This is a genomic window from Bacillus sp. PPSBB_2 (assembly GCF_045291115.1).
Taxonomy (GTDB): Bacteria; Bacillota; Bacilli; order Bacillales; family Bacillaceae_G; genus Bacillus_A; species Bacillus_A cereus.
This window is the reverse complement of record NZ_CP147983.1, coordinates 2,967,669-2,991,836: the sequence shown is the minus strand read 5'-3', so window position 1 is coordinate 2,991,836 and position 24,168 is coordinate 2,967,669. Positions and strand designations below refer to the sequence as shown.

Below are 24,168 nucleotides of genomic sequence, written 5' to 3'. Positions count from 1 at the left end.
AGTCCTTTTTGCAGCTTTAGAGATTAGCGATACAGGATGAATCACCATAATTTTCAAAATTGATGTATTAAATGGAGAATTAGCAAATGTTCTACTTTCATTAAATTCACGTGAAGTTCACAGGAAAACGTTATATTTACATAGTTATATTTGAATTTAATGAAGTGAGGTATTCAGATTTGAAAAGAAAGAAATTAGTAATTGGTAGCATTTTAATGGGTATGACGTTATCTTTATCTGCATGTGGTTCATCAGATAATATTGTAACGACAAAATCAGGAAGCATTTCAGAAAGTGATTTTAACAAAAAATTAAAAGAAAACTACGGTAAACAGAATTTATCTGAAATGGTAGTAGAAAAAGTATTACATGATAAATATAAAGTTACGGATGAAGAGGTAACGAAACAACTAAAAGAATTAAAAGACAAGATGGGCGATAATTTTAATACATATATGGAATCCAATGGTGTGAAAAATGAAGATCAGTTGAAAGAGAAATTAAAGCTTACTTTTGCTTTTGAAAAAGCTATTAAAGCAACCGTAACGGAAAAAGATATTAAAGATCATTATAAGCCAAAGCTTCAAGTTAGCCATATTTTAGTAAAAGATGAAAAGACAGCAAAAGAAATTAAAGAAAAATTAAATAGTGGCGAAGATTTCGCGGCATTGGCTAAACAATATTCAGAGGATCCAGGTTCTAAAGAAAAAGGTGGGGAACTATCTGAATTTGGACCTGGTATGATGGTGAAAGAATTTGAGGATGCTGCGTATAAGTTAGAAGTTGGTCAATTGAGTGAACCTGTTAAATCTTCTTTCGGATATCATATTATTAAGCTAACGGATAAAAAAGAGCTTAAACCGTATGAGGAAGAGAAAGAGAATATTCGTAAAGAATTAGAACAGCAACGTATACAAGATCCTCAATTCCATCAACAAGTTACTAGAGAACTGCTTAAAAATGCAGATATAAAGGTATCTGATAAAGACTTGAAAGATACCTTTAAAGAGTTAGAAAAATAATAAATGGAATGTAAGGCAAGCGATAGAAATATCGGTTGTCTTTTTCTCTATTTATCCCGCTATTTGCCGGGCAGTAAGACCCCACCTCAAAATTCAGCGAAAGCAAAGAAGTGGCCCTGCTGATCGTAAACGCCCAATTGGTGAGGGCTGATTAAAGTTTCACGTTATAAAGAAGGAGGAAGTGGGAAAATAATTTCACACCTCTATTAAATTTTACTTAATAAGAAATCTTTGAGTTTCTCAACTTTTATATAAAAATAAAACTGAATTTTCAGTTATTTTGTTATATAGTAAAAGAGAACGAATAAGGGGAGGGAATATTTTGAGTAAAAAGAAAATGGCAATTACACTGTCAGCAATGCTATCTGCAACAATTATACCTAGCTTTACTATGGATGTGCATGCAGAGAAGAAGGAAGAGACTAAAAGTACGAAAATTGAATTAGAAAATGGGATGACAAAACCGATTTATTCTCTCGATGAAGCTATTATCGAAAATTTATATGTAGAGACAGAAGTTGATAGTGATCGAGACGGTAAGAAAGACAGAGTATCGATAAAAGTTATGCGTCCAAAAACAGATCCGAATGTGAAAGTTCCTGTTATTTATGAAATGAGTCCATATCGATCTGGATTAAAAGATGTTCCTGTATATAATGTAGATGAAGAATTGTATGCGTATGAAGGAAAACCGTATGGAGCGGTTAATCTTGGTTCGTATGGGAACTATTACGTGCCAAGAGGTTATGCAGTTATTCTAGGCGAAAGTATCGGTACTGGAAAATCAGATGGATGCCCTACAACTGGAGATGAACAAGAGATACTCGGGACAAAATCTGTTATTGATTGGGTAAACGGTCGCGCGAAAGCATTTACAGAACAGGGTGAGGAAGTTCAGGCAAATTGGTCTACAGGAAATGTAGGTATGACTGGAGTTTCTTATAATGGTACATTACCAAATGCTGTTGCGACTACTGGAGTTGAAGGTTTAAAAACAATTATTCCAATCGCAGCAATTAGTAGTTGGTATGATTATTATCGTGCAAATGGTGCAGTCATTGCTCCAGGCGGATATCAAGGGGAAGATACAGATAATATGGCAGAAGCAGTACTGACAAGGGAAAACCCTGAAGTTTGCGGACAAGTTATAAAAGAGTTAACGGCTGGGCAAGACCGAAAAACAGGTAATTATAATGATTTTTGGGATAAACGTAACTATGTAAAAGATGCTAAAAATGTAAAAGCGAGTGTATTTGTTGTTCATGGTTTAAACGATTGGAATGTTAAAACAAAACAGTTCGCGCAATGGTGGGAAGCACTTGGAGAAAATAATGTTCCGCGTAAAATGTGGCTACATCAAGGTGGTCATGGTGGGACATCAAGTAATAGCTGGCAGCAAACACAAAATAAATGGTTAGATTATTGGTTATACGGGATTGAAAATGGAATTATGGATGAACCAATGGTTGATGTGCAAAGAGAAAATAAAACGTGGCAAAAGATAAAAAATTGGCCAGATCCATCAGCTGTACCTTCAAAAATCCGTATGTATTTAAGTAATAAATTAGTCAATTTGCCATTAAGTATGGGATCGGCTAATAAAGTTTTCTCATTCTTAGATGATGCACAAATGAAATCAAACCAATTAGTAGCAAACCCAGAATTAGAAGTAGCAAATCGATTAGTATATACAATGCCTGTACTGCAAAAAGATACGCGTATAAGTGGTACACCAAAGATTTCAATTACAGGAAATATTGATCGATCTGTATCAAATTTAACAGCATTACTTGTTGACTATGGAGGAGCGAAGCCGGAAATCGTAACGAGAGGCTGGATGGATCCACAAAACGTAAAGAGTATAGAAAATTCAACAGCGATTCAAGCGGGCAAAGATTATACATTTACATGGGACATGCAGCCAGATGATTATGTATATAAAGTGGGGCATCAAATCGGAGTTGTTTTAATTGCAAGTGATTATGATTATACAATTAGACCGAAAGCTGGCACGAAACTTACAGTGAAATTAAGTGAAGTGACATTGCCGATTGTGAAATAAATATTTTTTCTAAAGAGCTTACTAAAGTAAGCTCTTTAATTTGTAGTCTGAATTTTTAATTTTTATATTTCAAATTGGAAGGTTATGTAATACAATATCATTATATTCTATGGAAAGTGAGTGATATATTATGACAGTCAGCTCTTTCGAAATATCATTAAAATCAGAGGTGCAGGAAGATTAGTTGAATTGAAATCTTCCGTACGTAAAAACGGAGGAGAAAATAAATGTTTAGCTTTTATAGTACACTTTGTACAGAACTGTATGATTACACAAAACCAGTCGGTTATTCTTTAAATGGTGATATTGAGTATTACAAAAAACGTTTAAAAGATTGTAGAGGAAGAATCCTCGAAGCCGCAGTAGGTTCAGGACGTGTCATCATTCCGCTTCTAGAGGCTGGTTTTAAAGTGGATGGGATAGATTATTCACCTGAAATGCTAGATTCTTGCCGTAAGCGCTGTAAAGAGAGAGGCTTACATCCTAATTTATATGAAGGAAGCTTGCAACAATTTTCACTTCCGCATAAATATGACGCAATTATCATTCCTACTGGATCTTTTTGTTTAATTGAAAATCGTGTGGATTCTATAAATGCATTGAAATGTTTTTATGAACATCTTAATCCAGATGGACGATTAATCGTAGATATTATGCTTCCGCATGACTGGAAGACTGGGGAAATTCATACATCGACTTTCTCTTTGCCGAGTGGAGACGGAATCACATTAGAAAATAAATCAATTGAAATAGATTGGCTGAACCAAGTTACTGTGTCATATTTGAAATATGAAAAGTGGAGTAAAGGACAGTTAGTACAAACAGAATTGCAACGCTTTGCGCTGCGCTGGTATGGAATAGAAGAGTTTAAACTTCTTTTAGAAAGTATAGGTTTCTCTAATATTACTTGCTCTGCTGAATATGATTATGAAAAAGAACCGTCAAATGCAAATCAAATGATTACTTTTGAAGCTGTGCGAAAAGAATAGAACTAAAACTATGAATAAAAAATAAGGCAATCGATTTAAAATCGGCTGCCTTATTTTTTATTTTATGTAATGGTTTATAGAGAAAGATTGGAGGGAAATAAATGAAACTTATATTAATATTTGGCCCACAAGCAGTTGGAAAAATGACAGTGGGGCAAGAATTAGCAACATTAACCGGTTTAAAACTTTTTCATAACCACATGACAATTGATTTAGTAAGTCCAATTTTTGATTACAGTACGAAAGAAGCAAAAAGGCTAGTAAGTTTATTTCGTTTTCGTTGTCCAAGCATTTTCCTATTAATTACATATACTATTTATGTTAAAGTCGGCTACTATTTTATATAGGGCTGTTATTTTCCTATAAATGCTATTTTAGTGAAGTGGGAGGAATCAATTTGGAAAACGTAGAACAAGATAGAATTGAAAATCAAGTGTATTCAAATCGTGTAGTAAGATCAGAATTTGATTCGAATTGGGAAACTTGTATATCAAAGAGTGGTTATGTAATTTATGTAGCAACAAGTAATAATGCTGAAGTAATAGTGCTTCTTGCAGATGGTTCAAGTAAATTATTAATTTTCGAAAAAGGCGGTAAAGTAGTAGTTGGTGGCGGTGGAACAAGTCATTACAGTAAGCCGCATATTGCAAGAAATATTTAAGATAGAACATGTTAATTAAGAAGAAGCTGGAAAACGGTTGTCATTCATGTTTAGGGCATGATAGACGAACCGTTTTTTATTTGTTTATAAATTTAGAAGAACTTCATTGATTACAAATACATCAGGATGAGCAGCGAAATTAGAAGAAAACTTGGCGGCTAATGGTACAAAATATTATGTAGGTTTGCAAGAATCTTATAAGCGATATAAAAAAGCATTTCCTATTTGGGGAAACACTACTTCTATGTTATAGTATAATAGTGTTTTTAGATGGTGCTATTTTAATATATTTATAATTTTGTTATGTATTATTTTTATATTAAATAAGCGTCTAAAGTATTTTTTTATATAAGGAGTAATAATTAGAGAAATGAAAAATATAGACTTTATACTAGAAAGTGATGAGGCATTAAAACCGTCTGAACGATTAGTACTATTATTATTAGAGAAGCATAGAATGCTATATACGAACGATCTATTGGCATTATCAAATTTATCATATAAAACATTAACAGATTCATTAACGGCGCTAGTTTTAAAATCGTATGTGTTAAAGGAAACAGGTAAGGGAAGAAGACAGAATTGCTATAGATTAGTATGATAAGGCAGCTGTTTTAGAGACTTTTACATATGTTTTTTCAATCGTAAGGTGGAAGTGTGTTTTTTTGTTTTCAAACGAAAAATTTACTATAAGAGGGTTTAAGATAGTATCGTTTCATTTTTGTAAATGTAATTATTTCATCATTGAAAATACAAAAATAAAATAAACAGTATAAAAAAGAAATAAAAAAACAATCCATTTTAAAAAGGGATTGTTTTTTTTATTGGAATAATATTATTTGATATGTTGAAAGCATAAATAGCAGAATAAACATTACCTGTTTTAGTTCATGAAACTGAACAAATATGATGAAAACTATGTGTATAGTTTTTTGCTTGCTTTTTCAGTAACTCTAATGAAATCATGGTCTTCATTGTTTAAAGGCAGTATTTTTAACATTATTGCTATTCAGCCATTAAGCACAAAAAAGTAATATATATAATATTATTATGTAAACTTAAGATTTTAAAAGGAAAATATAATAATTAATAGAACATGTAGAAGGAGATGCTTAAATATTTTGAAGGATGGGAGATTATTATGGAGCATTTACAATCAATAGCACAAGCTGTGATAAGTGGTAATAAGGAAAAAGTAGTGAAGTTTATAAAGGCGAGTCCAAGTATTGTTAACGAATGTAGTGAAGATGGCTGGACACCACTTCATTTAGCAGCTTATTTTGGACAGAAAGAAATAGCGAGTTTTCTTTTAGAAAGCGGTGCAGATTTACATAATAGAGCGAAAAACGAAAATGAAAATACACCTTTGCAAGCGGCAATTGCGAACAAGCAAAGTGAACTTGTCGCTTTCTTAATTGAAAAAGGATCAGATGTAAATATTATGCAAAGTGGTGGCTGGACAGGACTCCACGAAGCAGCATTATTAGGAAATGAAGAAATAATTATGTTGCTCCTTAAAAATGGAGCTAATAAGATGATTAAGAAAAATGATGGGAAAACAGCGTATGATATTGCATTAGAAAAAGGATATAATCACCTTTTACATCATTTGAAACAGGAAGTGAACTTATGATGAATACATGGAGTGTTGGTATATTTTTATTTAATGAAGTAGAAGTGTTAGACTTTGCAGGGCCATTTGAAGTTTTTTCTGTGACTGAGGTGAATGGAGAAAAAACATTTACTGTTTATACAGTTAGCGAGAATGGGGAAATGATTACAGCAAGGAATGGATTGAAGGTACAGCCAGATTATAGTATTGAAAATTTACCACCAGTGGATATTTTAATAATTCCGGGTGGACTAGGTGCTAGAAAATATGAAATGAAAAATGAAATAGTAATAAAATGGATTCGCCAACAAATGAAAGAAGTAAAGCTGATGACTTCAGTTTGTACAGGAGCGCTATTACTGGCGAAAGCAGGTTTACTGGAAGGTTTAAAAGCAACAACACATTGGGCTAGTATTGAAAAGTTTAAAAATGAGTTTCAAAATGTTGAAGTTATAGAAAATGTAAAGTTTGTAGATGAAGGACATATTATAACATCTGCCGGAATTTCAGCTGGAATTAATATGGCATTTCATATTGTGAAAAACTTGTTAGGTGTGCATGTTGCGGAGGACACAGCGAAGCGAATGGAGTATGATATTAGTTTGCCAAATTAAAAAGCCCGGATTGGGCTTTTTATATTGAATGAATATAGTTAAGCTCTTCATCACTCAAAATAGGGCGAACAGATGCATTTGCATTTTCTTGTGCTTGTGTTCCTGTTTTTGCACCAGGAATTACAACACTTACTGCCGGATGAGAGAGTACATAGCGAAGTGCAAGTTGCCCTAGGGTCTGATTTTTATTTGAGAGCAGCCGAAGTTTCTCTACGGTTTGTAAGTCTTCTTGAAACCAAGTTTCATTTGGCCAATCTTTGCGTAAATCTCCATCTGGAAAAATTGTTTTATTTGTGAATTTTCCAGTTAAAATGCCCATTTTTAATGGACCACGAATAACAGCTCCTAGATTTTTCTCTTGTAAGAATGGTAATATATCTTTTTCTGGTTTTCGATTTAATATATTGTAATCAAGTTGTACGATATCAATTTCGTTGTTGTTATTGAAATGATGAATGTATTGTAAATCATGAGTCGAAACACCGACTGCTCTTACTTTGCCATCACGTTTTAATATGTCAAATGCATGTAGAAATGCTTCTGTTTCTCTACGATTATGCCACCAAATATGACAAAAATAAAGATCAATATAATCTGTTTGAAGACGTTGTAAACTTGTTTCGAATACGGCGATGATTTTTTCGGGAGTATCATATACAGGAACTCCATTAGGGTCGTAGTGATGTCCGATTAAACCACCTTTCGTTGATAGGATAATATCATTACGATGTCCTTTAATCGCGGTAGCTACCAACTTTTCACTATGTCCTAAACCATACACATCCGCAGTATCAATAAAATTCACACCACACTCAATTGCTTTTTTTATAGCGGTTATAGATTGTTTATCGTTAACAGGTCCCCATTCATCACCACCGATTGCCCATGCGCCAAAACCTATTTCAGAAACAGTTATTCCAGTTTTACCTAATGTGCGGTAATACATATTCCCCCTCCTTGTAAGCATGTTATAACATGGATATGTGGGGAAGGAATTTTGTGTGTGAAAAAACTCTTCTACAATAGTAGAAAAAGAATTACAGAAACTACTATTTTATAGCAGCATGTATAAAAAAAATCGGTGTAAATATGGAAATGTCGTCGAATGCTATCTTTAATTGGTTAATTTATGGGATATTTTTGTGAAGGAGTTTATTTTATAAGAATAGAATTTAGTTTAGTAAGAAAACGTGCCGATGGTAGTGAAAAATATGGGTTAGGGGGATTTGAATGAGGAAACTCGAGCGAGTAAATGTTCCTAATATACCAGAGCAATTATCACAACCTAGTGACAAGCGTAGGATAAATAAAAAGAAGTTAAGGCGACTTATTTTAATGGTCCTTTTTATTGCGGCAACTACTCTATATGTTCAATATATTTTAACGAAACAACAAGAAGTAATTGATAAAAAGAAAGATACGATTACGGATCAAAAGAAGCAATTAGTATCTTTAAAAAAAGATAAAGATTCTTTAAAGACTAACATAGAAAATTTAACAGACGATGAGGAAGAAATTTTGAAGTTAGCGAGAAAAGAGTATCAATTTTCTAAGTCAAATGAAACTATATTTGTGATGCCAAAGTAATAAAAACAGTTAGCCATTGAACTGCACCCCCAATTGTTAGACACCGTCTAACAATTGGGGGTGCAGTTTTTTATGTATGAATGTCATGGTACAAGGAACAATCACATATTGTAGAAATGAAGAGTTTAAGCTATTTTCATAAATATGGAATATGCACTAAAATAAATGTTGTTAAAATTCTGTCAATTATATTATAATACAAGGTAAGCGGATACATTTTTTAATCAACGTTGAGTTCCTCGCTCATACGACTATTAAGAAACCCGTTATCCTCGTATAAGAAAGGAAGATAGCTGTGTACGCCTCAAATACAATTTATATCGTAGGGGATGCGAAAGCACCTCAAAATAATCCCATTACTGAAAAGTTTAAAAGCTATTTCGTAGCATTTATACTTGTTAAGGATACAGGGGAAATTGTAGATGCAGACTGCTCAGCGACAATTGCATTAACATCTCAATTTGTTAAATATTTATTTCTACATAAAAATATAAATGACCCGGCGTTAGTAATGGAAGTAAAGAACCGATATTTCGGTTCTTCTCAAAAAGCGTTACTTGTAGCGCTAAAAGATGCACAGGAAAAATATAATCAGATTGCTGCTTTGTCTACTCAATCATAGACAAAATCCAGCCGTAAGAATCATTCTTATGGCTGGATTTTTTTATTTCACATTATCGTCCTACATCAAAAGCAAACGAAAATAAAGTAGAGAGATAGGAGAGTAAATGCCCAATGGGTTTACCTAATAATCCGTGGGTATAAATCTCCGGTGGATTAAAATTTCACTTCATTGGAGAACGAAAGGATGAACAAAATGAAAATTACAGATGTAAAAGTAAATCGTAGACGTGTAAAACTGCATACACCGTTTAAAACCGCGCTTCGTACTGTAACCGAAATTGAAAGTATAGATGTTTATATTCATACAGACGAAGGAGTGATTGGTAAGGGGGCTGCAGCCGCAACGCCAGTTATTACGGGGGATTTCACCAGCGGAATGGAAGAAGCGATTTTAGGGCCGATGCGTTCATGTTTAATTGGTCAAAATATCATTCAATTTCAGCAGTTACTACAGCGCATTCAAATGAGTTGTATTGGAAATTCAAGTGCAAAAGCAGCGGTAGATATCGCTTTATATGATGTATATTGCCAATATCAAAATGTGCCGTTATATGCATTGTTAGGCGGGAAGAAAGAAATTCATACCGATATTACAGTGAGTGTAGATGAGCCTGTATTAATGGCAAAAGAAGCGAAGAAACATATAGAAAAAGGATTTCAAACATTAAAGATTAAAGTGGGTAAAGAGGCGCATTTAGATTTGGAACGTATTGAGGCAATTCGAAATGTGGTACCAAGAAATACGACATTACGTTTAGATGCGAATCAAGGTTGGAGTCCAAAAGAAGCGGTCTCTATCATTCAAGAGATGGAAAATCGTAATTTAAATATAGAATTTATTGAACAACCAGTACACGCGAAAGATTGGGATGGGTTAAAGTACGTCAAAGATCGTGTGCAAACGCCAATTATGGCCGATGAAAGTATATTTTCAGCAAGTGACGCATTAAAGCTCGTTCAAGGAAGATATGCAGACTTCATTAATATTAAATTAATGAAATGTGGTGGCATACGTGAAGCATGGCGTATTGCTGATATCGCAGAAACAGCTGGTGTGAAGTGTATGGTGGGCAGCATGATGGAGTCTTCACTTTCCGTTAGTGCTGTTGCGCATTTAGCGGCAGCGCATCCTAATATTCATTATTTTGATCTTGATGCACCGCTTTGGTTAATGGAAGAGCCAGAAGGAATGACTTATTCTGGATCAAAGGTAAACCTTCAATCGACAGTGAATAGTAAATCTTAGGAGAAGAGACAAGTAAACTATCTTTTAAGGGGGATATATATGAAAAAAGTAGGAACTGCATTTTTAACAACTTTATTTATATTTTCATCGTTTACATCGGCAAATGCTGAAGAAAAGAAGGATAATAAAGCATTTATAGATGTATCTGCTGCAACGTTATGGACAGCACCTGATTCATTAAGACCAATCGATACACCGAGTGCAACAAATCCAGTGGATCTATGGAAATGGACGAAATCAATGACACTTGACGAGAAACTATGGTTAACAAATGCAAATAAATTAGAAACACAAGCTTTACTCGGTCAAGAAGTAACTGTTATTGATAAGAAAGGCGAATGGGTGAAGGTATTAGTGCATGGACAGCCAACACCACGAAATGAAGAAGGTTATCCGGGCTGGATGCCTGAAAAACAATTAACATATAATCAAGAATTTGCAGATAAAACAAATGAACCTTTTGTCTTAATAACCAAACCAACAGCGATTTTATATATAAATCCTTCTGAAAAACATAAATCACTTGAAGTCAGTTATAATACAAGACTGCCGCTATTAAGTGAAGACACAATTTCATACCGTGTATTGTTGCCAAATGGTCAGAAAGCATGGCTACGAAAAAATGATGGAACAGTTTACCGATCTCAAACTGATATTCCAACTCCGGCGGCCGATGATTTAATTAACACAGGGAAAATGTTTTTAGGCTTACCGTATATATGGGCTGGTACAAGTGGTTTTGGATTTGATTGCTCTGGCTTCACACATACGATCTATAAATCGCACGGCATTACAATTCCGCGAGATTCTGGACCGCAATCAAGAGCAGGGGTTGCAGTTGATAAAGAAAATCTACAAAAAGGAGATTTAATTTTCTTTGCACATGATCAAGGGAAAGGTAGTGTCCATCACGTTGCAATGTATATTGGTGATGGCAATATGATTCACTCACCAAGAGCTGAAAGGTCGGTAGAGATTATACCGCTAAATACACCAGGATATATAGAAGAATACGCTGGTGCTCGTCGTTACTTACCTTAAAAATAGAAGGGGGTTTTTAAATGAAAAAAGTTGTTCGTTACTCATTAGTTAGTACTCTATTAGTTTCTTCATTTTTAGTTGGTTGCGCAAAAGAAAAAACTGCAACAAAGCCGAAAGATGAGAAGAAAGTATTACAGTTACTAGAAACAGGTGAAATTCCGTCGTTAAATTCAGGGAAAGTAACAGATGCAGTCTCGTTTAACGTTTTGAATAACGTAATGGAAGGACTATTTCGTCTATCGAAAAATGATGAAGTAATTGAAGTCGGCGCACAAAAATATGAAGTGAGTAAAGATGGAAAAACATATACATTCCAATTACGTGATGCGAAATGGTCTAACGGAGAGCCAGTAACCGCTCATGATTATGTATACGCTTGGAAGAAATTGGTAAATCCAGATACTGCTTCTCAATATGCATACATTGCGTACGATGTAAAAAATGCTGAGAAAATAAATAAAAAACAACTAGGTCTAGATGAATTAGGAGTAAAAGCGAAGGATGATAAAACATTCGTCGTAGAGCTAGAACATCCTGTACCGTATTTTACGAAATTATTAATTTTACCATCCTTCTATCCAATTAACGAAAAATATGCGAAAGAGCAAGGTGATAAATATGGATTAGAAGCAAATAAAGCGGTATATAATGGACCGTTTACATTATCAGAGTGGAAGCATGAAGCTAGCTTTACAATGAAGAAAAACGATAAGTATTGGGATAAAAAAGAAGTGAAGTTAGATGAAGTAAACTATCAAATTGTAAAAGAAATTTCAACTGCGGTAAATTTATATGAAACAGATAAAGTTGATAGAGCTGTTATTTCTACAGAATTCGTAGATAAATATAAAAATAATAAAGAGTTAAAACAATATACAGATCCAGTTATGTACTTCTTCCGATTTAATGAAAATGTACCGATTCTTAAAAATAAAAATGCACGTCTTGCGCTAAGTACAGTTTTTGATAAGAAGGGACTCGCAGATTCATTTTTAAATGATGGATCGGTTGCAGCAAACTATTACGTACCAAAAGGATTTTTAAAGGGCCCAGATAAGAAAGATTTTAGAAGTACGGCTGGTGAGTTTAATAAGACAAATGTAAAACAGGCGAAGGAATATTGGGAGAAAGCAAAACAAGAGACAGGTACAAATGAAGTGACGTTAGAACTATTAAATTATGACTTGGAAAACTTTAAAAAAGTTGGAGAGTACATTAAAGAGCAGCTTGAGAAAAACTTACCAGGATTAAAAGTGAATGTGAAATTACAACCACATACGCAAAAATTAGCACTTGAGAAGAAGAAAGAATATGAAATGTCGTTATCACGCTGGTTACCAGATTATCCAGATCCAATGACTTACTTAGAAGTATTCCTTTCTGGAAGTAGCGTCAATAATACAGAATATGCAAACCCAGAATATGATGCGTTAATTAAGAAGATTAAAACAGAATTAGGTAATGATGAAAAGGCTCGCTGGAAAGCAATGCAAGATGCTGAAAAAATGCTACTGGATGATGCGGTAATTGCTCCAGTATTCCAGCGCGGATTATCTTACTTACAAAAACCCTATGTGAAAGATTTATATGTACATCAATTTGGTCCAGCTACAAGTTTAAAATGGGCAGATGTACAAAAATAAAGTGATGGAGAAACAGACTTCATGTATGTGATAGTCTGTTTTTCTCATTTAAAGTTAGAAAAATAGTTCATGGTATAATTTATTAGTCTGTAAACAGTATTTGGAGGGGAAATGATGTCTATGTTTGAAGAAGAGAAAGTAATTTATACAAAAAGATTATTTATGAGGAAACCAATTGTAGAAGATATTAATCAGTTTTATAACATATTAAAAAAAGATACTGTTGGCAAATGGTTGGCTAAATCAAGAGGAATGTCGAAGGAAGAAACAAATGATTATATTGGGCAACTTATCTTACATTGGGAACAGTATGACTTCGGGGTATGGTTGTTATTTAATAGTAAAACAGGAAAGCTTTTAGGACATTGTGGTTTAAGAACGGTAGAGGAAACAGGTGAAATAGAAATTATGTATCTCCTTGACCCAGAACATTGGAGGAATGGGTATGCATTAGAAGCAGCAGAGGCTTCCATTAAATATGCAATAGAGACTTTGAATGTAACAAGAATAATTGCTAGAGTTAAAGTAGCAAATGAGAGCTCGAAAAAACTTTTACGAAAGCTCGGGTTTATATATACTCATGAAGTTAATCATAGCGGGCGTTTATTATCATATTTTGAACTTCATACATCATCCGAAGAATTCTAGACATTTCATATGTTTTTTTATTGTTAAAAAATACAATTATTAATGAAATTCCAGTGTGAAATTTATGTAGAATCTTGTATAATTAACGTGTTTCTATGGAAACATTTTCTTGTGCTATTTATATAGGACTTAATAGACCAAGTAAGGAAATACATACATGTATATAATAGATAAATAGAATGGAACATGTATAGAGAAAAAGGAGAGAAAAGATGACGTGTCAAAAACAAGGGTTACAATTTAATAACGATAGAAAGAGGGACAGAAGATGAAAATGAAGCATGCTTTTGGTCCTATAATTTTAGCGTGTGTGCTTTTTTTCATTATCATTCTAATCCCATCGAAAAGTTTAGTATCGCTTATTAGTGATAAGAAGGTAGAAGATGCGGCAACTTCTTTACAAAAAGAGAAATTACAAAGTGTTTTCTTACAGCAAAAAATGTTAGAGAATTCACAGTATTTACCGATGTACGGTTCATCAGAATTTTTACGAATGGATGCATATCATCCGTCTAATTATTTCAAAGTAAACCCAACTGGTTTTACACCGTTTTTAATTGGAACTGGTGGTACACAAAGTTTAGCTCATATTTTAAATATGACATCTACTATGGATGAATTAGAAGGTAAAAAAGTAGTCTTTGTTCTTTCACCACAATGGTTTACAAAGACTGGTGTATCACAAGGGGATTTCACTAATAATTTCTCCAAACAACAAGCATATCATTTTATTTTTAATGATGAGATAAATCCAGAAATGAAGAAGCAAATCGCGAAACGGCTATTAGATTATAAAGTTGTTCAAGAAGATGATATATTAAAAAATTCATTAGAAGGTATTGTATATAATGATTCGAAACATAACATAAAAGCAGGGTTAGTTAAACCACTTGCTTATATGCATCGAAATATTTTAGATCATAGAGGTTTATTTAACTCTTTATTTAAAATCGAACCGATGAAAGAGAAAACAAATATCGGACTTCGTTCAATTTCTTGGGAAGACGCACGTAAACACGCAGAACAAGAAGGGAAAGCTGAATCTACTACAAATACATTCGGAATTGAAAATCCGTATTATCATAAGAATAATCTGAAGAAAAAACTAAAAGGTTTAAAAAACTTTAGAGCAAATGAAACATATGATGAATCACCAGAATACGGTGATTTACAAATTATTTTAGAGTTATTTAAAGAGAAAAATGTCAAACCACTCTTTATTTCTGTACCTGTAAATGGGCCTTGGTATGATTATACTGGCTTCCCGAAAGAACGCCGTGAAGTGTATTATAAAAAAGTTCGAGAACAGGTTGAGAAAGCAGGATATCCAGTAATTGATTTCTCTGGTCATGAATATGATAAGTATTTCTTAAAAGATACGATTCATTTGGGCTGGAAAGGTTGGATTTATTTTGATGAAGCAGTGCAGAAATTTTATTCTGAGAAATAAAGTATAGAAATCGGAATGGCTATGAGCCGTTCCGATTTTTTTAGTATAGAGGATTTTGGTGAGGACAATTTGGGAATGCATGTATATCTTGAATCTGTCTATAATCATAATGTTTCATTGCAAACTGAGCTTGATAAAGGTATTCATACACATATAATTGACCATCATGCGCTGAACATAATACACCAGAAGTTCCTTGTCCATTTATGAAGGAAATGCCGATAGGGCGTCCGATTAAGTACGGTATTTTTTGCTGCCAATGCATAGGGGAACCACTCCTTTTTGAGATAATATACGAAAGAAATGATTAAATGGTTGCTTATCCATGTAAATGTAGATGGAAAGGTGTTATATAATTCCTGAAGATTAATTCATATATAAATAAAAAACCGCTATAATTCCGAATGAATTTATAGCGGTTTTTATTATATTCTTAAGCGAGATTTTTACGCTTTTTTGTCCATTTTTTTATAACGAAGTATAAAAGTATAAGTACGACGCCACCAATTGCGAATGATTTCACATACGGACCAGCAATATCATTTATATTCTCCCAATTTTCACCTAGTTTTTCACCTAAATAAATGAAAATAATAGACCAAGGGATAATCGCAAGTGCTGTTAATGTAGTGAAACGTAGTAATGGCATTTTTGTAATACCAGCAGGAATTGAAATCGCATGACGCACTACTGGAATGAAGCGTGCTGTAAAAATGACGCCAGTTCCGTAACGATTAAACCAATCTTCTGCAGCATCTATTTGTTTTTTATGTATGAAAATATATTTTCCGTAACGTTCTAATATAGGGCGTCCGCCGTATCGTCCAAGCCAATAAATAAAGATTTGAGCAATAACACCGCCAATTGTACCGAATACAACAGCGCCTATAAATGAGATACTTCCATTGAATACTAAGTATCCTGCATAAGCAAGGACAATTTCACTTGGGATAATTTCAATCATAAGTCCAAGCATAATGCCCCAATAACCTAATCCTTCAAAAAACGTTAATACTGAATGAATAAAACTACTTAACATTGTTGCACCTTCTAGTTTATGAATTTTTGAGTATAAGAACCTTTTATTTAATGACGTAAAAGGTTCACTATATGTAGATTATACCTTATTTACATAGGGGATTGCTATTTCAATTCTTTTATGTCTCTCATAATTATTATAGTAAAAGATATAAGCCGCGTTTTCATGAAGGGTTAATGAAAAGATTATTAAAAATTTCTCATATATCAATGATAATAGACTGAAAATTAAGTATAATGGTATAGGTCTTTCATTTACAAAAATAGGAGGAGAACGTATGTATATTACAGATCCGATTTATGGACCAATCTCTATTCGTGATAGAGATATCCTTCGATTGATAGATACAAAAGCATTTCAAAGGTTGGCGAATATTAAACAACAAGGACATACTTATTTTTTACATGAGAACGCAATACATACGAGGGAAGAACATTCGATAGGTGTATATGTGCTAGTAAATAAAGTGATAGAACATCTTACTGAGATTGGTGACATACATTTATCGAAATATGAACGAAAGCTAGTATCTACTGTAGCCCTTCTACACGATGTTGGACATGGGCCATATTCACATTGTTTTCAGCAAATATCGGGTGAAGATCATGGTGAGTGGACGGTACGAATCATTCAAGAGGACGAAGAAATACGTACGATTTTAAATCAAACACCTAGATTATTAGATGATGTAACGAAAGCTTTAACAGAAGATGGAGTTTTTCCAATTATAGATGAGCTCTTATTTAATTCATTAGGAATGGATCAATTAGATTTTTGGAATAGAGATTTATATTACTCATCGCTTGAATTAGAAGGTTTACAGATAGAAGAATTGATTGCTAACATGCGTTTAATTGACGATAAACTTGTTATTGAAGAATCAGGAATCCCCTTCATCGAACAATTAATGAAAATGAAAGAAGGGCTTTACAATAATGGATTTGGCCACCCGTTTGTGATAGGAAAAGACATATTGCTGCAAACAATTTTAAAAATGATAGAGGAGAAAAATCTTTCGTTCTATACTCCTGAACTTCAAAACTTCTTTCATAAAGGAGAGAAGTTAGAAGTAGAAGACTTTCTTCCTTTACAAGATGAAATGATTTTAAATGAAATAAAGTACTTTGCAAAATCAGAGGACGTACAATTAGCGACGTTAATTCACCTTTATTTTTCAGAAGCCAAAAGTTTATCTTTTGAAAAAGGACTAGAGGGTGATTTTAAAAAGGAAAATAGCACCTTAGCAGTAATAACTGAGAAAAAGGCGTACAGTTCATATGTAGGTGGTATTTACGTCTATAGTGAGGGGCAGTTAGAGGACATTTTAGAGAAATCAAATTTCATTCAAGAGATAGTAAAATTGCCTAAAAAAGAATATGCCTATTCAATTTGATTTGGTTCGAAAATAAAAAATGAATGAGATGGAAACGTAAATTTAGAGGAGGGAATAAAATACATGAAACATAAAATTGCTGTACTGGCAGATGTACATGGAAATGCAACTGCTTTAAAAGCAGTTATCGAAGATTCTATGAAAGAAGGTGTGACTGATTATTGGTTTTTAGGAGATTTAATTATGCCTGGTCCTGGATCGAATGATTTATTTGAAATATTAGAAAGTATTAACGTTGATACTTATGTACAAGGAAACTGGGAAGATAGTTTTCTTGACGTTCTTAATAAAAATATTGATATTGATAACGCAACTGATATTTATGTTTCTAGATTAGTTCAGTATCAATGTGAAAACTTGGATGAAAACTATATTAAGCATGTTAAAAATTTACCATTACATATAACAAAACAGGTTAATGATTTATCAATCAGTATTAGTCATAATCTACAAAATAAAAATTACGGGGGAGATTTGTGGCCCACTAATAATCAGGAACAGTTTGATCGGTTATTTGATCGTGATTATGATATTGCGATTTACGCTCATACCCACCATCAATTATTGCGCTATAGTAGCAATGATCAATTAATTATTAACCCAGGAACAGTTGGACAACCTTTTTACAAGTGGAATAAGCTAAACTCTGACTTACGTGCTCAGTATGCAATTCTTGAAATTGATGAGGCAGGGATTACTGATGTGAGGTTTAAAAAGGTTTTTTACGATGTAGAAAAGGAATATAAAAATGCCATAAATAAAAATCTTCCTTATATTGATTTATATCGTGAGCTGTTAGAGACAGGAAAAACTCATACGCATGATATTGAATTATTACAAGAAATTAATGACAAATATAATTATAAAGATGAAGTAATTAAGTTTATCGAGAAAATCTGATGGGAATTTAATAAAAAGAAATGAACATTGTTGAATGTTAGGTTAGTCATGATTTTTACATAATCAAGAGCTATTGTAGAATGAAACTTAGATGTAAAATGATTTTTGTATTTTATATTGATTGAAAACAAGCATCCCCCTGTACTACGTATATGACGGGGGGATGCTTGTTTTTTACGGCTTCACATCTAAGTTCTGTAAAAATAAAGTTGCTGTTACGTAACGTTTTGCTAACATTTGTACATAAGCGGTATGTACAGAAAGGGTCGCAATAATAATAGCGTTACGAATTGCTTCGCGTTGTTCGTTATTAATTTGATCGAACTTGCTTGCGATTTTATCAGCTTTTTCTTTTACGATGTTTTCAATTGTATGAACGGTATCTGTTGCATTTAATTGTAAGCAATTCCCTTGATTGAGTTCTTCAAATAGAGAAGAGTATGCTACATATAAATGAACAGGATTGATTAAATCATCACTTCGATCGGCTGGGTCATTTACAATAAGGCGTAATAGCTTACGAATGGATTCAAAATCAAGTGCTGTTTTTAAATCTTCGACAATAAATAGTAAGGCTGCTTGTTCAATTGAATATTTTTTCCCTTTTTGAGGAGAGCCAATCATTTCTTTTATATCTCGTTTCACCCAGTTTTGCATAGCAGTTACAGAGAAACTTGTGTTTTCAATCTGATTGCCAAGCGCAACTATTTCATTTAAAGAAAAACCGACATCAGTATCGTCAATTTTAATCAGCTTTTCAAAAATAGGTGAAAGTGCGGTAGTAATAAAAGCTGTAACGCTTTGTCCGCTTTCAATATCTTTTTTATGTGACTTTGCCCAAGCTTCTTGTAAAATACCGAGAGGCTTTTTCGTATTCCATCCTCTTAGTGATAGAAGAAGGGTAGCCATTTCGTTTCGTGTGAGATGAAATGTTTCCATCTTTTCACCTCCAAAATAATAAAAAGTTCTTATGAACTTATAATATGTTTTGTTTCATTTAAAGTCAATTCTGTTTTGCTTAATTTTTCCTTTGTGACCAAACTGTTGAAAGTAAATAATACTTGCATATTTCGACAAAAGTTCATATAATAAGTTCATAAGAACCTTTAAAATGTTCTTAAAAACAAATCTATCATTCTGAATTTACTAGAAAGATAGATTTCACATATATCTATATAAAAGGAGAATGGATATAATATGTTGAAAAAACTTGTAGCAGTAATGACAGCATTCATGGTTATCTTTGGGGCTAGCAGCTTTATGTTCGTAGATCATGCAGCAGCGAAAAGTTACAAATCTGGTAAAAAATCATTTACACCAAGTTCAGGTCAAAAGTCAAAAGTTGATTTAAACAAAAAAGACTCAAATGTAAATTCTCAAAAAACGACTCCAGATTCAAAAACGAAAGCAACAAACACGGCACCAAAAAGTAATAAAGGAAGCTTTATGAAAGGTTTATTACTAGGTGGTCTTGGTGGTTTACTAATGGGTAGCTTATTTGCAAATATGGGAGCTCTTGGTTCTGTATTAGCGTTTATGGTAAATATGTTAGTAATGGCTGGTATCGTAATGTTAGCAGTTCGTGCATTTAAATACTTCAAAGACCAACGTAAGAAGAAAGCAGATGAAGTAGCATGGAAACAATAAAAATTTCTGAACAAGAGCTTATAAATGCGCTTTGCGTATATATAGCTGAAAAAAGACAAGTGGGTCCAGAAGAAGTGTTAGTTGAACTCATGTATGATGACGACTACGGTTTCTCTGCGGAAGTAGAGGTAAATGGTCGCCAGCAAATTTTAATTCAAGCAAACTTAATCGAAGCTTTACGCTTATTGCTTGACAGAGAATATAATGTCAATCCATTCGCAGCGAGATTACAACTTGAATTAGATGATGAAGAAGGCATTTACGCATTAGCGAAATTTAATAACTCAGATGACTAGAAAAAAGAGCTGTTGAGAATAATCTCAACAGCTCTTTTTAGTATGTGCATATGTAGAAGAATAATCACGCCAAATTTCATTCATTTTTCGTCTACCGATATCTACCATAGGATTAAACTGAATTGCAGCTTTTTGACGAACAGAGTGAACGTTTTGAATGGCGTGAGATAATTGTTGGTCGACTATATCAGGTTTTTTACTTGCATATTTAGCAATAGATAGACCTGCAACTGTTCCTTGCGTCATCGCAATTTTTCCGCTTTCAATGCCTGTAATATTGCCGGCTACAAATAAACCGGGAAGAGGGGTTTCCATTGCTTCAGAATGGAGAGGAACGTGTCCACCTAATTCTGAAATGTAATGGAAGGGACAACCAGCTACAGCTGCAAGTTCGGCAAGTGGGTATAATCCCCCGGCAATACATACAAAATCTGCTTCGTATATTTTCTCTGTTCCATTAATAACATTTCCTTTAGAGTCAATATTAGCAATACGTACACCTTCAACTTGATCTGTTCCGATAATTTCAAGAGCTGCTTTCCGAAGGTGAAGTGGCGTTCCGTTTATTTTCATTCCGTTGTTTGGATAGAATGTTAATCCAGCTTTTCGAATCCAATCAAATTTCATAAAGTGGCTACCTATTCGCAAGAAAGCAGAAGGAGCGAGGTGAGCTGCATTTAAAAGAGAGTTTAAAACTTCTTCAGGTTCACCAGCTTTTTGACTTAACTCGCTTTTCTCAGGGAGTACAATATGATCCACTGTAATTCCCGCTAATTGCAATTCACTTAAAATGGCGAAAGACAAAATGTTAGCACCAATAATAATTCCTTTTTTTCCAACTTGCACGCGATGAACATTTGTCATAACTTGAGCTGCTCCAATTGACATCACTCCTGGAAGTGTCCAGCCAGGAAGGGGAATAGAATATTCCGCAGCTCCAGTAGCAAGTAGTACGAAAGGTGCTTCTAACGTACCGATATTAGTATGTACAAACCAATTGTTTTCATCTCTATCTAAATTATAGACCGAAACACCGCACCTGATATGTACTGAAAGTGATTCTGCTTCTTCATGAAGTCGCTTCGATTCTTCTATTCCGTTCCACCATTCTCCAGTAGGCTCTTGATGCAACTGTCCTAACAATCTCCCGCCCGGCTTCATAAATTCATCAATAACGAGCACTTTTAGTCCGAAACGAGCACAAGAGATAGAAGCAGATAATCCCGCTGGCCCTGCACCTATAATAATTACATCACTCATCGCTTTTTCACCATCTCTCTCACGATATTCGGATGCTGTTTCCCGCTTTCAACAACCATGTTTTCTTCTACAACAGTTAAGCATGCGCGTACATTTGTTTGATTATTTACTGTCACGCGGCATTCGGAACAGTGCCCGATATTACAATAAATACCTCGCGGTGTTCCGCTATCTTCATGAACTCTTAATGTCCTTATTTCATTTGCTAACAGGGCAGCAGCTATCGTTTCATGTTCATATGCTTCGTATTGATGACCGTTAAATTGAAAGGTAATACGCTCACTACTTTGTAAAGTACCTAAAATAGGGTGATGTGTAATTCTACTCATTTACTTTCACCTACTGATCCAAAAGTAACTGCACGTATTGGTGGTTGATATTTTAACGGTAGTTCATTAAGAGTTACGTCAGGATTCACATTTTCAATCATTCGATCTATCATTATTCTGCATGTGCGACCACCGCAAAATCCCATGCCAGCACGTGTTCTTAATTTTAATTCTCTTGCCGAGCAGTTATATTCAGCAATTGTCGATTGAAGTTGCCCATATGTAACCTCTTCACAACGACAAACGATTAAGTTGTTTTTATTTGTCATGTGTATTCCTCCTCTAGTTCGATTTTCACAAATTATACATGCAAAAATCATGCCAATATAGAGGAGGGAGAGAGGGCTACCTGTAAACGCCTGATCGGTGCATACTGATTCTTTATTGAAGTCCAAGTTTCTTTAAACGGTTATATAAAGTAGCCCTTGTTACACCAAGTTGTTTTGCGCATTCTAATTTATTCCCATTTAAAATTCGTAAAGCCCTTTCAATAACTTTTTTCTCATGCTCATCCATCTCTTCTTGTAAAGAAAGGATTGTATTATTGTTGCTGAGTAATAGGGAATGAGCTGTATGGTTGTCTAAAGTTTCAGTCGTATGAAATGGTAAATATTCTTGTTTTATAATTCCGTCTGTTGCGAATACCACAAGCCGTTCAACAACGTTTCGAAGTTCGCGAATATTACCTGGCCAATTGTAATGAAGCAGTTCATGCATAATGCTTGAAGGTAGGTCACGAATTGGTCTGTTGTAGTTGATTGAAAAATCGTTTAAGAAAGAATAGGTTAATTCAATAATATCCTCGCGTCTTTCGCGCAGCGGTGGAATCTGCAAACTAACTACATTTAAGCGGTAATATAAATCTTCTCGGAAAGTTCCTTTTCTCATTTCTTCTTGTAAATCACGATTTGTAGCAGCGATAATACGGAAATCAATATTAATTTCTTTTTCACCACCAACTCGGTAATACTTTCGCTCTTGCAGTACACGTAACAGTTTTACTTGCATATCAAGTGGCATTTCACCTATTTCATCAAGAAATAAAGTACCGCCTTGCGCGAGTTCAATTTTACCTTTTTTTCCTTTACTATTTGCTCCAGAAAACGCCCCACGCTCGTAACCGAATAATTCACTTTCAAATAACGCTTCTGGAATTGCCCCGCAGTTAATCGAAATGAAAGGCGCCTTCGCTGCCTCACTTGCTTCATGAATTGCTTTCGCAAATACTTCTTTTCCAACTCCGCTTTCCCCAAGTATTAAAACAGTTGATTTTACCGAACAAACTTTTCTAGCTAATTGTATCGTTCTTTGTATAACAGGACTTTTCCCATTCATCGCAAGGAATGGATCGGATTCATCTTTATACTTTGCCACTTCTTGTTCTAAACGGTGCATTTCATGTGACATATTAAATAGTTTTTCATTTAAAGCGACTTGATTTGTAACATCTGTTTCTGAAACGACTGCTCCTATAATTTCATCATTACAATAAACTGGATTTGAATTAATTAATACGAATAAATCGGGACGAGGCTGATGGAACTGAGCGACTATGCTTTTTCCATCATGTAAAGATTGTAAAATTTCCAAGTCTTTATAATCAAAAAAATGAGTAATCGGTTGCCCAATAATTTCATTATGGTTGACTGAAAATATTTTTTCAGCACCATCTGTCCAAGTTCGAACGCATTCTTTACTATCAATGACTGTAACAGAAGAGTCAGTTGTTTGTATTACGGTGTCATAAAATGACTGTAGTTCATTGTAGGACTTATAAAGAAATGGAATCATTTGCTGAGAAGTTATACAGCATATCGGCTCATCGTTTTCGTTAAGGATGATAACAGCTAATTCATAAGAAAAAGCGTCAATTAGTGCAGTGAATGAGTCATCTACATAAATAATGGCGCAATTATATTCATCTGTAGTAGAAGGGAGATAATAAAACCTTTCGTTTACTTGCTTAATGTGATTAAGGCTACATGTATGATCGATTAAAACACGTTCCAAAAACTCTTGTATAGTCGGAAATGAAAATGCCATAATGCCCTCCTGTTATGTATAAAAATTTTGACAGTGATAAAAAAATAATACACCTATTTACT

Annotated in this window: 26 protein-coding genes and 1 pseudogene; 19 read left to right on the top strand and 8 right to left on the bottom strand. The window is 33.9% G+C overall.

Annotated elements, in window-relative coordinates; all coding sequences use genetic code 11:
- The first annotated feature begins 179 nt into the window (after positions 1-179).
- The 8 genes and pseudogenes from V6946_RS14990 (at position 180) to V6946_RS14955 (ending at position 6,960) form a co-directional block, all read left to right on the top strand.
- Positions 180-1,022 (top strand): peptidylprolyl isomerase PrsA, encoded by an 843-nt coding sequence (locus V6946_RS14990; RefSeq protein WP_002204764.1) that lies wholly within the window; start codon positions 180-182, stop codon positions 1,020-1,022.
- Positions 1,023-1,344: 322 nt separating this feature from the next.
- The gene (locus V6946_RS14985; RefSeq protein ID WP_006921867.1) at positions 1,345-3,084 is read left to right on the top strand and encodes a Xaa-Pro dipeptidyl-peptidase; all 1,740 of its coding nucleotides are present in this window, start codon (positions 1,345-1,347) and stop codon (positions 3,082-3,084) included.
- 227 nt (positions 3,085-3,311) lie between these two features.
- A complete protein-coding gene (locus V6946_RS14980; RefSeq protein WP_000490927.1) occupies positions 3,312-4,073 on the top strand; it encodes a class I SAM-dependent methyltransferase in 762 nt (253 codons plus the stop codon).
- A 101-nt stretch (positions 4,074-4,174) separates the two neighbouring features.
- Positions 4,175-4,348, top strand: a pseudogene (locus V6946_RS14975) (shikimate kinase); the annotation flags it as partial.
- A 122-nt stretch (positions 4,349-4,470) separates the two neighbouring features.
- Positions 4,471-4,734, top strand: coding sequence for a hypothetical protein (locus V6946_RS14970; protein WP_000432429.1), 264 nt, complete (start codon positions 4,471-4,473; stop codon positions 4,732-4,734).
- 370 nt (positions 4,735-5,104) lie between these two features.
- Complete coding sequence (locus V6946_RS14965) at positions 5,105-5,335, top strand: hypothetical protein (RefSeq protein WP_000789031.1); 231 nt, start codon at positions 5,105-5,107, stop codon at positions 5,333-5,335.
- 540 nt (positions 5,336-5,875) lie between these two features.
- Positions 5,876-6,367: an ankyrin repeat domain-containing protein gene (locus tag V6946_RS14960; protein ID WP_006921873.1), complete on the top strand. Its 492-nt coding sequence runs from the start codon at positions 5,876-5,878 to the stop codon at positions 6,365-6,367.
- On the top strand, positions 6,364-6,960 hold the full coding sequence (locus tag V6946_RS14955) for a DJ-1/PfpI family protein (RefSeq protein ID WP_366981910.1): 597 nt from the start codon (positions 6,364-6,366) through the stop codon (positions 6,958-6,960). The genes V6946_RS14960 and V6946_RS14955 overlap by 4 nt, the downstream gene beginning before the upstream one ends.
- Before the next feature lie 19 nt (positions 6,961-6,979).
- Here V6946_RS14955 and V6946_RS14950 read toward each other — a convergent pair whose 3' ends face one another.
- Positions 6,980-7,906 (bottom strand): aldo/keto reductase, encoded by a 927-nt coding sequence (locus V6946_RS14950; RefSeq protein ID WP_006921876.1) that lies wholly within the window; start codon positions 7,904-7,906, stop codon positions 6,980-6,982.
- A 284-nt stretch (positions 7,907-8,190) separates the two neighbouring features.
- On the opposite strand from V6946_RS14950, the gene V6946_RS14945 reads away from it, so the two are divergent.
- The 7 genes from V6946_RS14945 (at position 8,191) to dltD (ending at position 15,199) form a co-directional block, all read left to right on the top strand.
- Positions 8,191-8,547: a septum formation initiator family protein gene (locus V6946_RS14945; RefSeq protein ID WP_001228371.1), complete on the top strand. Its 357-nt coding sequence runs from the start codon at positions 8,191-8,193 to the stop codon at positions 8,545-8,547.
- A gap of 295 nt (positions 8,548-8,842) precedes the next feature.
- Entirely contained in the window at positions 8,843-9,169 is a 327-nt protein-coding gene (locus tag V6946_RS14940) for a DUF3870 domain-containing protein (RefSeq protein ID WP_366981911.1), read from the top strand.
- 186 nt (positions 9,170-9,355) lie between these two features.
- Complete coding sequence (locus tag V6946_RS14935) at positions 9,356-10,417, top strand: dipeptide epimerase (RefSeq protein ID WP_001038463.1); 1,062 nt, start codon at positions 9,356-9,358, stop codon at positions 10,415-10,417.
- Between the two features lie 39 nt (positions 10,418-10,456).
- A complete protein-coding gene (locus V6946_RS14930; RefSeq protein ID WP_006921880.1) occupies positions 10,457-11,458 on the top strand; it encodes a C40 family peptidase in 1,002 nt (333 codons plus the stop codon).
- Between the two features lie 20 nt (positions 11,459-11,478).
- A complete protein-coding gene (locus V6946_RS14925; protein WP_406622058.1) occupies positions 11,479-13,101 on the top strand; it encodes a peptide ABC transporter substrate-binding protein in 1,623 nt (540 codons plus the stop codon).
- Between the two features lie 114 nt (positions 13,102-13,215).
- A complete protein-coding gene (locus V6946_RS14920) occupies positions 13,216-13,749 on the top strand; it encodes a GNAT family N-acetyltransferase (protein WP_000061618.1) in 534 nt (177 codons plus the stop codon).
- A gap of 268 nt (positions 13,750-14,017) precedes the next feature.
- Positions 14,018-15,199: a D-alanyl-lipoteichoic acid biosynthesis protein DltD gene (dltD, locus tag V6946_RS14915; RefSeq protein WP_366981912.1), complete on the top strand. Its 1,182-nt coding sequence runs from the start codon at positions 14,018-14,020 to the stop codon at positions 15,197-15,199.
- A gap of 40 nt (positions 15,200-15,239) precedes the next feature.
- Here the strand turns inward: dltD and V6946_RS14910 are convergent, their stop codons facing one another.
- Positions 15,240-15,464, bottom strand: coding sequence for a hypothetical protein (locus tag V6946_RS14910; protein ID WP_000558689.1), 225 nt, complete (start codon positions 15,462-15,464; stop codon positions 15,240-15,242).
- 168 nt (positions 15,465-15,632) lie between these two features.
- Positions 15,633-16,238 (bottom strand): DedA family protein, encoded by a 606-nt coding sequence (locus tag V6946_RS14905; protein WP_000952913.1) that lies wholly within the window; start codon positions 16,236-16,238, stop codon positions 15,633-15,635.
- A gap of 277 nt (positions 16,239-16,515) precedes the next feature.
- Here V6946_RS14905 and V6946_RS14900 point away from each other — a divergent pair, with 277 nt between their 5' ends.
- Positions 16,516-17,631: an HD domain-containing protein gene (locus tag V6946_RS14900; protein WP_000275988.1), complete on the top strand. Its 1,116-nt coding sequence runs from the start codon at positions 16,516-16,518 to the stop codon at positions 17,629-17,631.
- A 63-nt stretch (positions 17,632-17,694) separates the two neighbouring features.
- On the top strand, positions 17,695-18,531 hold the full coding sequence (locus tag V6946_RS14895) for a metallophosphoesterase (protein WP_000680866.1): 837 nt from the start codon (positions 17,695-17,697) through the stop codon (positions 18,529-18,531).
- A gap of 174 nt (positions 18,532-18,705) precedes the next feature.
- Here V6946_RS14895 and V6946_RS14890 read toward each other — a convergent pair whose 3' ends face one another.
- On the bottom strand, positions 18,706-19,470 hold the full coding sequence (locus V6946_RS14890; RefSeq protein ID WP_000447231.1) for a DUF1836 domain-containing protein: 765 nt from the start codon (positions 19,468-19,470) through the stop codon (positions 18,706-18,708).
- 258 nt (positions 19,471-19,728) lie between these two features.
- Here V6946_RS14890 and V6946_RS14885 point away from each other — a divergent pair, with 258 nt between their 5' ends.
- Both V6946_RS14885 and V6946_RS14880 read left to right on the top strand, forming a co-directional pair.
- On the top strand, positions 19,729-20,178 hold the full coding sequence (locus tag V6946_RS14885; RefSeq protein WP_000914478.1) for a hypothetical protein: 450 nt from the start codon (positions 19,729-19,731) through the stop codon (positions 20,176-20,178).
- Positions 20,166-20,474 carry a YxcD family protein gene (locus V6946_RS14880; RefSeq protein ID WP_000447758.1) on the top strand — a complete coding sequence of 103 codons (309 nt, stop codon included), beginning with the start codon at positions 20,166-20,168 and terminating at the stop codon, positions 20,472-20,474. The genes V6946_RS14885 and V6946_RS14880 overlap by 13 nt, the downstream gene beginning before the upstream one ends.
- A gap of 24 nt (positions 20,475-20,498) precedes the next feature.
- Here V6946_RS14880 and V6946_RS14875 read toward each other — a convergent pair whose 3' ends face one another.
- The 4 genes from V6946_RS14875 to V6946_RS14860 form a co-directional block, all read right to left on the bottom strand.
- Complete coding sequence (locus V6946_RS14875) at positions 20,499-21,734, bottom strand: NAD(P)/FAD-dependent oxidoreductase (RefSeq protein ID WP_001286091.1); 1,236 nt, start codon at positions 21,732-21,734, stop codon at positions 20,499-20,501.
- Positions 21,731-22,063 carry a (2Fe-2S)-binding protein gene (locus V6946_RS14870; RefSeq protein ID WP_000087063.1) on the bottom strand — a complete coding sequence of 111 codons (333 nt, stop codon included), beginning with the start codon at positions 22,061-22,063 and terminating at the stop codon, positions 21,731-21,733. The genes V6946_RS14875 and V6946_RS14870 overlap by 4 nt, the downstream gene beginning before the upstream one ends.
- A complete protein-coding gene (locus tag V6946_RS14865; RefSeq protein WP_000182620.1) occupies positions 22,060-22,332 on the bottom strand; it encodes a (2Fe-2S)-binding protein in 273 nt (90 codons plus the stop codon). Before V6946_RS14865 ends, V6946_RS14870 begins: the two co-directional genes overlap by 4 nt.
- A 112-nt stretch (positions 22,333-22,444) precedes the next feature.
- Positions 22,445-24,106, bottom strand: coding sequence for a sigma-54-dependent Fis family transcriptional regulator (locus V6946_RS14860; protein WP_000885731.1), 1,662 nt, complete (start codon positions 24,104-24,106; stop codon positions 22,445-22,447).
- Between the last annotated feature and the right edge of the window lie 62 nt (positions 24,107-24,168).